The organism is Streptomyces sp. GB4-14, assembly GCF_022696125.1.
In the GTDB taxonomy this organism is placed as follows: domain Bacteria; phylum Actinomycetota; class Actinomycetes; order Streptomycetales; family Streptomycetaceae; genus Streptomyces; species Streptomyces werraensis.
Genome location: NZ_RZHO01000002.1, coordinates 1,982,271 through 1,995,494 on the forward strand (window position 1 = coordinate 1,982,271; position 13,224 = coordinate 1,995,494).

The following is a 13,224-nucleotide window of genomic DNA, read 5'->3' on the forward strand; positions in this document are numbered from 1 at the left end:
GGATCAGCTGTTCGAGCCTGGGCTCGCGCTCGGGGTCGCACGGGGGCTGCTCCGTGCGCCGCCGGCCCCGCCGGACTGGGCCTCCTCCGCCCTGCGCAGCGCGTCCTCGAGGTCCTCCTGCGCCCGGCCGTAGGCCTCCCAGTCGTTGTTCTTCAGGGCTTCCTGGCCGGCCTCGAAGGCCTTCTGCGCGTCGGTCAGGGCCTCCTGGACGGTCGAGGGCTGCTGGGTGCTCGGCGGGGGCGTGGTGCCCTCGTCCTCCTCGGTGCCGTCGTCGGCCGGCGGTTCGACCGGGGTGCCCTCGCCGCCGAAGACCTTGTCGAGCGCCTTCTCCAGCGTGTCCTCGAACGCCGTCTGGCCGCCGTAGGTCACCAGAACCTTGCGCAGCAGCGGGTACTTCAGTCCGCCACCGCGTACGTAGACCGGCTCCACGTAGAGCAGTCCGCCGTCCAGCGGGACGGTCAGCAGGTTGCCGTACTCGACCTCGGAGTCACCGCCTCGCAGCAGCCTGATCGTCTCGGCGATGTCCTGCTGGGAGTTGAACTGGCTCTGCACCTGCTTGGGTCCGGAGACCGTGGTGCTGGTCGGCAGCTTCAGGATTCTGATCTTGCCGTAGTCCTGGGTGCCCGGATCGGCGTTGACCGCCATGAACGCGCTCAGGTTGTCACGGCCGTTCGGCGTGAACGTCGTGGTGAGCGAGAACACCTGCTCGTTCTGGTCCGGCATCTTCATGCTGAGGTAGTACGGCGGGACCGTCTCGCCCGTCTTGTTCGTCGGGTCGTCCGGCACCTGCCAGACCTCGCTGCCGGAGAGGAACGTGTTGGCGTCCTTCACGTGGTAGCGGGTCAGCAGCTCACGCTGCACCTTGAACAGGTCCTGCGGGTACCGCAGATGGTCCATCAGGTCCTGGGAGATCTCGCTCCGCGGCTCCACGGTGTCCGGGAACGCCTTCATCCACGTCTTCAGGACGGGGTCCTGGGTGTCCCACTGGTAGAGCTTGACCTCGCCGCTGTACGCGTCGACGGTCGCCTTCACCGAGTTGCGGATGTAGTTGACCTGGTTCTGCTGGGCCACCACCGCGCGCTGGTCGTTGGTGGCGGTCAGCGAGTCGGCCGTGGTGTCGCCGAGCGTGGTCCGTGACGCGTACGGGTAGCCGTTGGTGGTCGTGTAGGCGTCGACGATCCACTGGATCCGGCCGTCGATGACCGCCGGGTAGGCGTCGCCGTCGATGGTCAGCCAGGGCGCGATCGCCTCGACGCGCTCCTTGGGCGTGCGGTTGTACAGGATCCGCGAACCCTCGCCGATGGCGCCGGAGTAGAGGATCTGCGGCTCGCCGAACGCGACCGCGTAGGCGGCCCGGTTCACCGGGTTGTCGAGGTTGACGCCGCTGTCGCCCTTGTAGCTGTACGTCTTCTCGCCGCTGTCGTCGGAGTAGTCGATCTCCTTCTGGGGACCGCCGACGATCGAGTACGTGGTCGTCCGCTCGCCGTAGTAGACGCGCTGCTCGTACGTGCCGAGGTCGCCCTTGGACGGCAGGTCGGACTCGGTGAACGCGGGGCGTCCGCCGGAGTCGGCGCTGGTGCCCTCGGCGGCGACGACACCGTAGCCGTGGGTGTAGCGGAAGTGGTCGTTGATCCAGTTCCGCTTGGGGATGCCCGCGTAGTTCAGCTCGCGCAGGCCGATGACGGTGTCCTGCTCCTTGCCGTCCTTGGCGTACCGGTCGACGTCCAGATTGGTCGGGAACGCGTAGTAGTTCCTGATCTGCTGGAGCTGCTGGAACGTCGGCGAGACGATGTTCGGGTCCATGATGCGGATGCTGGCCGCGTTCGCCACGTCGTCCCGCAGCTTCGCCTGGTCCTTGGTCTGGGCGACGCCCGGGTACTCGGTGACCTGCGAGTCGTCGATGCCGTAGGCCTCACGCGTGGCCGAGAGGTTCTTCTCGACGTACGGCGCTTCCTTGGCCTGCTCGTTGGGCTGGACCTGGAACTTCTGCACGATCGCCGGGTACAGGCCGCCGATGAGGATCGCCGACAGGACCATCAGGCCGAAGCCGATGACCGGCAGCTGCCAGGTGCGCCGCCAGAGGGTGGCGAAGAACAGCAGCGCGCAGATGACGGCGATGCAGAACAGGATGGTCTTCGCGGGCAGGTAGGCGTTCGCGTCGACGTACCGCAGACCCGTCCAGCTGTCCGTGGCCTTGAAGTCGCTGGACTTCACGGCCAGTCCGTACCGGTCGAGCCAGTACGCGACCGCCTTCAGCGCGACGAAGATGCCCAGCAGCACCGACAGGTGCCCGGTGGCGGCGGCCGTGGCGCGCGCGCCCGGGCTGGTGATGCGCAGCCCGCCGTAGAGGTAGTGGGTGAGCGCGGCGGCGATCAGCCCCAGGATGGCGGCGGCGAAGCCGAAGCCCAGCAGGAACCGGTACCAGGGCAGGTCGAAGGCGTAGAAGGAGACGTCGAGGTTGAACTGCGGGTCCTTCTGCCCGAAGGAGACGCCGTTGACCCACATCAGCCACGTGCGCCACTGGCTGGAGGCCGAGGCGCCGGCGATCAGGCCAACCAGCGCGGTGATGCCGAGCAGGAGCCACTTCTTGTAGGGCGCGATCCCCATCCGGTACCGGTCGAGGTTCTGCTGCTCCATCGACATGGCGCTCAGCGGGGGCCGCAGGCGGTGCGCCAGCCAGATGTTGAAGCCGACCGAGACGGCCATGAGCAGACCGAAGACGAAGAACAGCCCGATCTTGGTCGACAGGGTCGTCGTGAACACCGACGAGTAGTCGACCGATCGGTACCACAGCCAGTCGGTCCAGAACCCCGCGAACATGGTGAACACCATGCCGAGGACGGCAAGGACGCCCAGTGTCATGAGCAGGGTCCGGACCCGCCGGGACGGCCGGCCCACTCTGATCCGTGGCCCCGTCGGGCCTCCGCCGCGGTCCGGCATCTGGAAAGCCAAGGTAGGCACCTCGAAGTTCGCTGTTGATTCGTCGAGCCCGCGTCTTCACGGACCGTCGTGGGCCCCGTGATCGCGGGCCCACACCCTATGCAACTTACTCACCCTTTACTCGGTTCCCGATTCCGGCCAGGAACGAGAGAGGATTGTGACCATGTCCAACACACCCATGGCCGCGAACCCCCTCACCCGGGCCGTGCTCGAGATCGACGAGTACGTGTCCGGACTGGGCTGGGACCAGCCCGCCCGACTGTTCGCCCTCGTAGACACTGCCCGGCTTCGGGCGGAACAGCCCTCCCTCGCGGACCGCCTCGGCCTCGACGGCGGGGAGGAGGCCGCCGCCCTCACCCCGATCGAGCAGGAGGAGATTCCCGCCGGCAAACCGCTCGACGAGTTCCTCGGCACCATCGCGTGGCCCGACGCGGTCACCGGCTGCGCGCTCACCGTGGAGCGGCTGATGCTGCCGCCGTCCGCGGAGGCGGAGGTTCCCAAGGACCTCGACGAGGCCGCCCTCACCAAGTGGGTGGCGGAGCACCCGGAGCGTCAGGAGGTCCGGATGACGGTCGCGGTGCTGCGCGACGGCTCCCGCGAGTCGGCGCTCCGGCTGCGGGAGAAGGACTCCCCGACCGAGGTGCTCACCGGCTCGGACCTGGTGCCGGGTCTGGCCCAGGCGCTGACGGCGACGTTCGAGGACTAGGTCTTCGGATCAGGACGTGGTGCACGTCGGCAGGTCGGCGGTGTCGCCCGCGCGGATGTCCTTCAGGGCGTCCAGGGCGTCGTCGATCGTGCCGACCTTCACCAGGGTCAGGCCGTCGGGGATGTCCCTGGCGGCGGCGGCGCAGTTGTCGGCGGGCGTGAGGAAGTACTCGGCTCCCTTGTCGCGCGCGCCGACCGTCTTCATCTCGATGCCGCCGATCGGCCCGACCTTGCCCTCGTCGTCGATGGTGCCGGTGCCCGCGACGAACGAGCCGCCGGTGAGGCTGCCCGGGGTGAGCTTGTCGTAGATGCCGAGCGCGAACATCAGCCCGGCGCTCGGGCCGCCCACGTCGGCGAGCTTGATGTCGATGGCGAACGGAAAGGTGTGGTCGGTCCCGGCCGAGATGCCGACGACGGCGCGCTTCTCACCGGCGTCGTCGGAGGCCCGGGTGGTGATGGTGACCTTCTCCGTCCTGACCGCCGTCCGCTTCTCCTTCTCGGCGGCGGCCTGCTCCTTGGCGGGGACGACGGTGAAGACGACGTCCTCGCCCGGCCGGTGCTCGGTCACCAGGTCGGCGACGTCGGAGGGCTCCTTCACCGGCTTGCCGTCGACGGCCTTGATCACGTCGCCCGCGTGCAGCTTGCCCTCGGCGGGCGCGTCCTTGACGACCGTGGAGACGATCACCCAGGACCTCACCGGGATGTCCAGCTCCTTCAGGGCCGCCACCTTGGCGCTCTCCTGGGACTGGCTGAACTCCTCGGCGTTCTCCTGGGTCGACTCCTCCTCCGTCTTGCCGTCCGGGTACAGGGTGTCGTGCGGGACGACCTTGGTGTCGTGCGCGAGCCAGCCGTACACGGCCTCGACCAGGTTCATCCGGTAGTCGGCGCTGGTGACCCGCACGGTGGTCATGTTGAGGTGACCGTCCGCCGGGTAGGTCTTGCGTCCGGCGATCTGGAGCACCGGCTCGCCGTCGTGCTCGCCCAGTGTGTTCACCGTCGGCCCCGGCGACATCTCCGCGTAGGGCACGGGGATGAAGACTCCCGCGCACAGGAGCGCGATCAGCATCAGGGTGGAGGCGAGCATCGTCGCCGTACGGCGTGGCATGCCTCGACAGTACGGGACGGGCCTGTCGGCGCACCGTCAGGGCCGCCCGGTCGAGCGGCCCCGACCCCGCTGTCCGTCCCGGCCTGCGGTTTCCGGGCTCAGCGGCCCGTCCGCTCCCGCTCCATCGCCTCACGGAAACGGGCGTAGCCGATGAGTTCGGGACCGTCGCTGCGCACCTTGCGGGTCCGGTTGGCCCAACTGCCCCACAGTCCCGCTCCGATCGCGGCCACCAGCGGAATCAGCAACCAGGCAAGCGCCGCCATGCCGACCTCCCAACCCCATGAGCGTCCGCAACACTGACTGATCAGCAGATTAACCATCCGCAGTGACAACGCTCACCTCAGGGGTGCGGTTACGCAACCGCACGGGAAAGGCGATCGTTAGACGCCGACCCATTCCTCGGTGCCGTCGGAGAAGCGCTGGTGCTTCCAGATGGGCACCCCGTGCTTGATCTCGTCGACGAGCCGGCGGCAGGCCTCGAACGCCTCGCCCCGGTGGGCGCACGACACGGCGGCGACCACGGCGAGGTCCCCGACCCGCAGGTCGCCCACCCGGTGGGCCGCGGCCAGGGCCCGCACGGGGAAGTCGGCGGCGACCTTCTCCGCGATCCGCCGCATCTCGTCCTCGGCGCTCGGATGGCAGGAATAGCCCAGCTCGTCCACGTCGGCGCCGCCGTCGTGGTTGCGCACCGTCCCCACGAAGAGCGCCGTCCCGCCGGCCGCGTCGTCGCCTACCGCGCGCAGGATCTCGTCCACCGACAGGGCGGTGTCGCGGATCGCGATCAGCTTGACCGGGTCCTGGGCGGGCTGCTCACCGGGGTGGTCCGTCGTGGGTGCCATGCCCCCATCGTGCCCCACGCCGCCGACGGCGCGGAACAGCCGGATCGCCCGGTACGCGCGCGTGGTGCTTCGGAGGGTCCTCCGAAGGCGCCGGTGCGCGGCCTCCCCGGAGGGGCCGGTCCGGGTCAGATCCGGCGGCGCGCCTTCCGGGCCCGGCGCACCACCGCCGCCGCGCCGAGCAGCGCGACCGTCGCGCCCGCCGCGCCCGCGGCCGTCGCGTCCTTGCGGCCCAGCCGGCGGCCCGCGACCGTGTGCCGGCCGGACACCTCGTCGAGCAGCTGCGCGAGCACCTCCTCGTTGGTGTACGCGGGACGCCACCCGGCGTCGTGCAGCCGGCTGCCGCTGACCACCCAGGGGTGCATGGTGTACGCCAGGTCACCGGCCGGGGACGGGGTGAGCCCGATGCGGTGCAGCCGGGCCGCAGCGCCGAGCGCCACCGCCGACGGCAGCTCCATCCGCCGGATGCCGCTGAGCTCCTCGACCTCCTCCTGTTCCAGCCAGCCGTCGCAGCCCACGGCCAGCTCGCCGTCGACCTTCTCCAGCACGGCGTACTCCAGGGCGCTGCACAGGTCGTCGACGTGGCAGAACTGCCAAGCGGGCCGGGAACCGGCCACCACCAGCAGCCGCGGCGACTCGAAGTACCTGGTCAGCGCGGTGTCGGTGCCGCCGACCAGCACGGCGGGGCGCACCACGGTGACGTTGAGCCCGGGGTGCGCGCGGGGCGCCCGGCGGGCCAGCCGCTCGATCTCCAGGAGGTCGCCGACGCCCGTGGCCTCGGCGGTGGCGCGCAGCTCCGCGTCCTCGGACAGTGGCAGCTCGTTGTCGGGCAGCGCCCCGTAGACCATGGTCGAGGTGCACAGCACCACCCGGTGCACCCCGGCCGCCGCGGCCGCGGTCAGCACCGTCTGCGTGCCGCGCACGTTGTAGGCCGTACGGGCGGCCGCGTCGGTCTCCAGGTCCAGGTCGAGGGCCAGGTGGACGACCACGTCGGCCCCGCGCAGCCGGTCCGCGATCGCGGGGTCGCGGACGTCCAGGATGTGCCACTCGGCCTCGGCGCACCCGCCGCGCCGCTCGTCGATGGCGACGACCTGCTTGACCTCCTCCGACGCGGCGAGCCGCTCGGTGAGCAGGGCCCCGACGCCGGAGGCGGCACCGGTGACCGCCACGACGGGCCCGCGGGGCGGACGACTGGTTGACTTGTTTCGCGCTGCGCGAACCTGCGGATCTGGGGAACTCACCGGGCGTCTCCAGCGGTTGTCTTCAGTACGAGCGCAAGCGACGCGTACGTACCAGGTGGCATCCATCCTGCCGCAGGCCTCCTGTCGGCGAAGCACCGAGGCCCGAACCGTCTCAGGTGTCTACGCTGGGTGGTGTTGTCGGGCAGCCGTGCCGCCGGAAAGAACCGGTGGCCCTACAAGCCGAGGAAACCCGTGAGTGACACCCCATTCGGATTCGGCCTTCCGCCGGAGGAGCCGGACGACGGCGACGAAGGCAAGAAGAAGGACCCGCAGGGCGGCGGTGGTCAGGGCCCGGCCAACCCGTTCGGCTTCGGCATGCCCGGGGCGGGCGGCTTTGGCGGTTCCGGCGCGGACAATCCGTTCGCCGCGATGTTCGGGTCGATGAACCCGGGCGATCTGGGCGCCGCGTTCCAGCAGCTCGGACAGATGCTCTCCTACGAGGGCGGCCCGGTGAACTGGGACATGGCCAAGCAGATCGCCCGCCAGACGGTCGCCCAGGGCACCGCGCAGGGCTCCAAGGACGCCAGCGTCGGCCCCGCCGAGCGCAGGGCCGTGGAGGACGCCGTCCGGCTGGCCGACCTGTGGCTGGACGACGCAACTTCCCTGCCGTCCGGTGCGAACTCCGCGCTGGCCTGGAGCCGCGCGGAGTGGGTCGAGGCGACCCTGCCCGCGTGGCGGGAGCTGGTCGACCCGGTCGCCGAGCGCGTCGGGAACGCCATGGGCGACGTCCTGCCGGAGGAGATGCAGGCCATGGCCGGCCCGCTGATCGGCATGATGCGCTCCATGGGCGGCGCCATGTTCGGCACGCAGATCGGCCAGGCCGTCGGCGTGCTCGCCGGCGAGGTCGTCGGCTCGTCCGACATCGGCCTGCCCCTGGGCCCGGCCGGCAAGGCCGCGCTGCTGCCGCTGAACGTCGAGACCTTCGGCAAGGACCTGGGCGTCCCGCAGGAGGAGGTGCGGCTGTACCTCGCCCTGCGCGAGGCCGCCCACCAGCGCCTCTTCGCGCACGTCCCGTGGCTGCGCTCGCATCTGTTCGGCGCGGTCGACGGCTACGCCCGCGGCATCAAGGTCGACACCGGCAAGCTGGAGGACGTGGTCGGCCAGTTCGACCCGCAGAACCCGGAGCAGTTGCAGGAGGCGCTCCAGCAGGGCATGTTCCAGCCGGAGGACACGCCCGAGCAGAAGGCGGCCCTGGCCCGTCTGGAGACGGCGCTGGCGCTCGTCGAGGGCTGGGTGGACGCCGTCGTGCACGCGGCGGCCAAGCCGCGGCTGTCGTCGGCGGACGCCCTGCGGGAGACGCTGCGCCGCCGCCGCGCCTCGGGCGGTCCTGCCGAGCAGACGTTCGCCACGCTGATCGGCCTGGAGCTGCGTCCGCGCCGGCTGCGCGACGCCTCGCGCCTGTGGGCCTCGCTCACCGACGCGCGCGGGGTGGACGGCCGGGACGCGCTGTGGGCGCACCCGGACATGCTGCCGACGGCCACCGATCTGGACGACCCGGACGGCTTCGTGCACCGGGAGCAGATCGACTTCTCCGAGCTGGACAAGATGCTCGGCGAGGCCGCCGACAAGCCCGACCTGCGCAAGAAGGACGCCGGGGAGGCCGGGAACACCAAGGACACCGACGCCGCGGACGAGGGCGACCGGGACGGCAGGGGCGACAAGGACAAGGGCGACGGCACCGAGTGAGCCTGCACGACGACGCGGTGCTGGTCCTCAAGGCGTACGAGGACCAGCCCGAGCTGAGGGACGCGTACCTGGAGCACCTGGCCGCGCATCCGGACGGTCTGTGGAAGGCGTGCGGCGACGGCCATCTCACGGCGAGCGCGCTGGTGGTCGACCCCGAGCGCGGCAGGGTGCTGCTGACCCTGCACAGGAAGCTGCGGATGTGGCTCCAGATGGGCGGCCACTGCGAGCCCGGCGACGCCACGCTGGCCGCGGCGGCGCTGCGGGAGGCGACCGAGGAGTCGGGCGTCGCGGGTCTGACGCTGCTCCCGGGCGGTCCGGTGCGCCTTGACCGGCATCCCATCCCGCCGCCCTGCCACTGCCACTTCGACGTGCAGTACGCGGCCCTGGCCACGCCGGACGCCGTGCACGCGGTCAGCGACGAGTCCCTGGACGTGCGCTGGTTCCCGTACGACGAGGTGCCGGAGGTGGCGGACGACTCGGTCGTACGGCTGCTCGACGCCACGCGCGCGAGGCTCGACGCCTGAGGCACGTGAAAGGGGCCGCGCCTTCGAGAAGGCGCGGCCCCTTTCATTGTCCGGAGCCGGTGCCCGGCTCCGGAGGCCGGCTCGGGTGCCCGGGGCGTCAGCTCCAGACGTTGCCCTGGTTCTGGCCGCGTGCGCCCTGCTGGCCCATGCCGTACTGCGCGGCGAGGCCGCCGCCGATCTGGGCGTTCTGCGGCGGCAGCAGTTCACTCGGCTGGACCAACGCGAAGCCGTTGCCCATGAAGCTGAGCTCCCAGCCCTCGCCGGTGTTGCCGCGGCGCCGCCACACCCCGGAGGAGTGCGTCTGGGCCTGCATCTGCACCCGCAGCGACGTGGACCAGGCGACGATGGCGTCGGCGTCGCAGTTGACGTACTTGTCCGGCGTCACCTGGAGCAGCAGCGGCATGCCCGACGTCATGAGCGCGACCTTGCCCCGGCCGGTGATGTTGAGCTGGTACTTCCCCGAGCCGGAGATGCCGTAGAGGCTGTCGACGGCGATGACCTCGTGGTGCAGCGAGGAGTCCATGGCGAGGACGTAGCTGCTGTCGACCGTCAGGCCGTCCTGCTCGACGTCCATGATGTGGATGCGCTGGGCGAGATTGGCGAGATAGACGGTGCCCTGCCCGTGGCAGCGCATCAGGTCCAGGCCCTCGCCGGTGTGCGCCCGCGCGCGGGACTGCTGGTTGCTCTGGTACTCGGCGTCGAACTCGACGAGACCCTGGTAGGCGACCATGGCGCCCTTGCGGGCGAGGACGTCCTCGTGGCCGTCGAGGGCGACCCGGAGCATCTGCTGGTTCTGCAGGCTCCAGCGGTCCTGGGTCTGCTGCTCGTTGTGCGCGAAAAGCGGACTCTGCATGGTGTGCTGCTCCCCCTCAGCCCCGGACCCGGAGACGGTCGGTGCTGTCCTCGCTGGGCTGGACGACGACGATGCCCTGACCGGAGAAGGCCATCTGGTAGGCCTCGCCGCTGCCGCGGCCGATCAGCGACTGGGCGCGGAAGCTGCGCTTGCCCTTCACCTTGAGGTTCGGGGACCAGGCGACCAGCGCGTCCGGGTCGACGTACGTCTCGTCCTCGCCTCCTCCGCAGTCGACGACGATGGGCTTGCCGCGCGAGGTGAGCGCGACCCAGCCCTGGCCGGAGATCTTGGTGTTCCACAGGCCCTGCCCGGCGAACTTGGCCAGGCCCTTGACCCGCTCCACGCCCCAGGTGAGGTGCGCGTCGAAGGCGAGCAGGTTGGTGGCGTTGACGGAGATGCCCTCGCCGTTGAGGTTGATCACGACGACGTTGGCGCCGTAGTCGGCCAGGTAGAGCAGGCCGTCGCCGGAGCACTTCATCAGGGGGGCGCCCTCGCCGGTGAGCCAGTCCTTCGCGATCTGCCGGACGGCGGGCGGGTTGGGCTCGTACTGGACGAAGCCCTCGTAGGCGACCATCGAGCCGACGCGCGCGAGGAGGTCGTGCCCGGTCTGCATGGCGACCTTCAGCATGTGGTTGCCGTGGTTCTCCATGCGGGCGGTGACGGGTGCGGGGGCGTAGCCCGCGAGTGGCTGGTTCATGACGGGCTCCCTCAGATCTCGTACGGCTGGACGACGATGAAGTTGCCGGGCGCGCCCCGGAACTGCAGGTTCACGCTCTCGCCCGTGGCGCCGGGGTAGGAGTTGCGGCGCATCCGCACCTGGCTGGAGACGACCACCTGGGCGGCGGCGGACCACGCCACGACGGCGTTGGCGTCGGCGAACGTGGTGGGCGTGACCGGCAGCACCACGGGGATGCCGTGCGTCTTCACGACGATCGTGCCGGTGCCCTGGAACTGCATCGTGAACAGCGCGCCGCAGGGGATGCCGTGCCCCTCGATGCGGCGGACCTCGTACTGGAGGCCCTCGTCGAAGGCGAGGACGTTCTCGGCGGAGACGCACACGGCGTCGCCCTGGAGCTCGATCGGGTGCAGCATCGTGGAGTTCTCGGCGAAGAACACCTGACCCTGGCCGGTGCAGCGCATCAGCTGCATCTCCTGGCCGGTGGCGTTGCCGACGACACGGCCGGTGAAGCCGGCGCCCTTGTAGCTGAAGTCGACCTTGCCCTGGTAGAGCACCATGCTGCCCTGGCGGGCCAGCACGGGCGTGCCGCCGATGCTCAGGTCGGCGCGGACCAGCTTCTTGTTCTGCTGGGTCCAGCGCTGTCCGGTGGGCGTCTCCTTGAACTGCTGGAGCGCGCCGAGCACGCCGGGTGTCTGCGGTGCGCCCTGCGGCATTCCCTGAGGTATCCCCTGGGGCATCCCCTGGGGTGCGCCGTAGGGGGCCTGCTGGTGAGGCATCTGACCGGGCGGCATCTGTCCGGGCGGGGGCTGGTGTCCGTAGCCGGGCGGCGGAACGGGCGCCTGCGGGGCGGCGGGCGGACGGCCGTAACCGGCCGGGGGCGCGGGGGCCTGCGGCGCGGCCGGGGACTGGCCGTAACCCGGCGGCGGGGCAGGGGCCTGCGGTGGGGCGGGCGGCTGTCCGTAGCCCGGGGGCGGCGGGGGCGTCTGGCCGCCGTAGGGGGCGGGCGCCGGGGCCGGGGGCGGCACCGGCGAGCCGCCGGGCGGCGTCTGCATGGGCGCGACGATGGTCGGCGCCGAGTGCACCGGCGGTGCGGCGGGCGCGGGGGCCGGCGGGGGCGCGAACCCCTGGGCGGGCTGCGGCACGGGAGCGGGGGCCGGTGCGGGCGCGCCGCCTCCGGGAACGCCGAACGCGGGCGGGGCGAAACCGGGCGCGGCCTGCGGGGTCTGCGGCTGCGGGGCCTGCTGCGGCTCGGGCGCCGCGGGCTCGTCCTCGGCCACCTCGCCGCCGAAGTTCCGCAGCAGCGCGTCGAGACCGCCGTCGAAGCCCTGCCCGACGGCGGCGAACCGCCACACGTCCTTGAAGTAGAAGTCGCCGAGCATCACGGCCCGCTCGGTGGTGAACTCCGAGCCGTTGAACGGGTACCGCGCCACTTCCTCGCCGCCGGCGACGATACGGATGTACCCGGGACCGATCTGCGACATCTGCCCGGCGCCGTCGATGGTCGCCGTGAAGGAGAGCTTCCTGATCTGCTGCGGGATCCGGTCGAGCGTCACGCGGAAGGACTCCGTGTCGCCCGCCTGGGCGCCCAGCAGCTGGATGGACTCCTCGGGGGACTTCGGCTGGTTGTAGAAGACGAAGTACCGGTCGTCGGAGAGCCGTTCGTCGGCGTCGAGTCCGAAGCAGCTGATGTCGAAGCTGAGCCCCGGGCCGGCGATCTGTACCCCGACGTACAGGTCCGTGCCCGCGGTGAGGTCACTGATCCTGGCCTTGTGGCCGCGTTGGAATTCCCTGGCCATACGTACGACCGTCCCCCATCCCGTATGTGAGTGCGTCGCGCCAGGCTAACGGCAATACCCGACACCGGAGGGAGTCGGTACAGACCCGGTACAGAACGCGCAGGAGCCCTCGCTCCGCGTTCCCGCCGGGAGGCGTCCGGGGACGTCTGCGCCGGGCGGTGTCACTCGTCCCGGACGCCGGGGACGTGCGGCAGGCGGTCGGCCGCGACCACGCCCTCGAGGTAGCCGCGGGCCCGTTCGGTCCGCGGGTAGGCCTCGAGGAGCCGCCAGAACCGGGGTCCGTGACCGGGCACCAGCAGGTGCGCCAGCTCATGGCAGAGCACGTAGTCGACGACGTACTCCGGCATGCCCTGGAGCCGGTGGGACAGCCGGATGCTCCCGTCGGACGGGGTGCAGGAACCCCAGCGCGTGTTCTGGTTGGTCACCCAGCGCACCGAGCGGGGGCGGGCCCGCCCGTCGAAGTACTGCGCGGACAGGCGCCGCGCGCGCTCGGCCAGCTCGGCGTCCCCGAGGGTCCGTCTGCTCTCCTGGGCGGCGAGTTTGTCGAGCATGACGCGCACCCAGCGCTGCTCCTCCGCCTCGGACATCCGGGCGGGGATGAGCACGACGGTGCGATCGCCCTCGCGGTACGCGGAGACCGTCCGGCGTCGGCGGGCACTCCTGCGGACCTCGATCGCGCTCGCCCGTGAGCCGTCCGTCGGCTGGCTCTTCGCGCTGCGCTGAGACGTTCCGGCGCGGTGCAGTGGGTCGGCGGGCACGTCCCGACCGTACCCGCTGGACCGGGGGAAGTCCCGGCTCCGGGACGCTTCTCCGACGATCCCGTCACCGAGCGCCGGATTTGTACGACGAATTCGGGCAC

The 13,224-nt window shown here is 71.1% G+C and carries 12 protein-coding genes; 3 read left to right on the forward strand and 9 right to left on the reverse strand.

The window, feature by feature from the left end; genetic code table 11:
• Positions 1 to 3: 3 nt before the first annotated feature.
• Positions 4 to 2,940 (reverse strand): UPF0182 family membrane protein, encoded by a 2,937-nt coding sequence (locus ELQ39_RS10065; RefSeq protein WP_242595572.1) that lies wholly within the window; start codon positions 2,938 to 2,940, stop codon positions 4 to 6.
• Positions 2,941 to 3,103: 163 nt separating this feature from the next.
• Here ELQ39_RS10065 and ELQ39_RS10070 point away from each other — a divergent pair, with 163 nt between their 5' ends.
• Complete coding sequence (locus ELQ39_RS10070; RefSeq protein WP_190002522.1) at positions 3,104 to 3,646, forward strand: PPA1309 family protein; 543 nt, start codon at positions 3,104 to 3,106, stop codon at positions 3,644 to 3,646.
• 9 nt (positions 3,647 to 3,655) lie between these two features.
• On the opposite strand, the gene ELQ39_RS10075 is transcribed toward ELQ39_RS10070, so the two are convergent.
• The 4 genes from ELQ39_RS10075 to ELQ39_RS10090 form a co-directional block, all read right to left on the reverse strand.
• Positions 3,656 to 4,750, reverse strand: coding sequence for a PDZ domain-containing protein (locus tag ELQ39_RS10075; protein ID WP_190002521.1), 1,095 nt, complete (start codon positions 4,748 to 4,750; stop codon positions 3,656 to 3,658).
• A 98-nt stretch (positions 4,751 to 4,848) separates the two neighbouring features.
• Positions 4,849 to 5,013: a hypothetical protein gene (locus tag ELQ39_RS10080; RefSeq protein WP_190002520.1), complete on the reverse strand. Its 165-nt coding sequence runs from the start codon at positions 5,011 to 5,013 to the stop codon at positions 4,849 to 4,851.
• Between the two features lie 117 nt (positions 5,014 to 5,130).
• Positions 5,131 to 5,589 carry a molybdenum cofactor biosynthesis protein MoaE gene (locus ELQ39_RS10085; RefSeq protein ID WP_225640689.1) on the reverse strand — a complete coding sequence of 153 codons (459 nt, stop codon included), beginning with the start codon at positions 5,587 to 5,589 and terminating at the stop codon, positions 5,131 to 5,133.
• Between the two features lie 125 nt (positions 5,590 to 5,714).
• Positions 5,715 to 6,827 (reverse strand): NAD-dependent epimerase/dehydratase family protein, encoded by a 1,113-nt coding sequence (locus tag ELQ39_RS10090; protein ID WP_190002518.1) that lies wholly within the window; start codon positions 6,825 to 6,827, stop codon positions 5,715 to 5,717.
• 192 nt (positions 6,828 to 7,019) lie between these two features.
• On the opposite strand from ELQ39_RS10090, the gene ELQ39_RS10095 reads away from it, so the two are divergent.
• Together ELQ39_RS10095 and ELQ39_RS10100 are read left to right on the forward strand one after the other, a co-directional pair.
• Entirely contained in the window at positions 7,020 to 8,513 is a 1,494-nt protein-coding gene (locus tag ELQ39_RS10095) for a zinc-dependent metalloprotease (protein ID WP_242591691.1), read from the forward strand.
• On the forward strand, positions 8,510 to 9,037 hold the full coding sequence (locus tag ELQ39_RS10100; RefSeq protein ID WP_242591692.1) for an NUDIX hydrolase: 528 nt from the start codon (positions 8,510 to 8,512) through the stop codon (positions 9,035 to 9,037). The genes ELQ39_RS10095 and ELQ39_RS10100 overlap by 4 nt, the downstream gene beginning before the upstream one ends.
• Before the next feature lie 97 nt (positions 9,038 to 9,134).
• Here ELQ39_RS10100 and ELQ39_RS10105 read toward each other — a convergent pair whose 3' ends face one another.
• From ELQ39_RS10105 to ELQ39_RS10120, 4 genes are all read right to left on the reverse strand, one after another.
• A complete protein-coding gene (locus ELQ39_RS10105; protein ID WP_225628300.1) occupies positions 9,135 to 9,890 on the reverse strand; it encodes an AIM24 family protein in 756 nt (251 codons plus the stop codon).
• A 16-nt stretch (positions 9,891 to 9,906) separates the two neighbouring features.
• Positions 9,907 to 10,587: an AIM24 family protein gene (locus ELQ39_RS10110; RefSeq protein ID WP_093766947.1), complete on the reverse strand. Its 681-nt coding sequence runs from the start codon at positions 10,585 to 10,587 to the stop codon at positions 9,907 to 9,909.
• An 11-nt stretch (positions 10,588 to 10,598) separates the two neighbouring features.
• A complete protein-coding gene (locus ELQ39_RS10115) occupies positions 10,599 to 12,365 on the reverse strand; it encodes a TerD family protein (protein ID WP_242591693.1) in 1,767 nt (588 codons plus the stop codon).
• Positions 12,366 to 12,526: 161 nt separating this feature from the next.
• Positions 12,527 to 13,123 (reverse strand): SprT-like domain-containing protein, encoded by a 597-nt coding sequence (locus tag ELQ39_RS10120; RefSeq protein WP_190002513.1) that lies wholly within the window; start codon positions 13,121 to 13,123, stop codon positions 12,527 to 12,529.
• Positions 13,124 to 13,224: the final 101 nt, after the last annotated feature.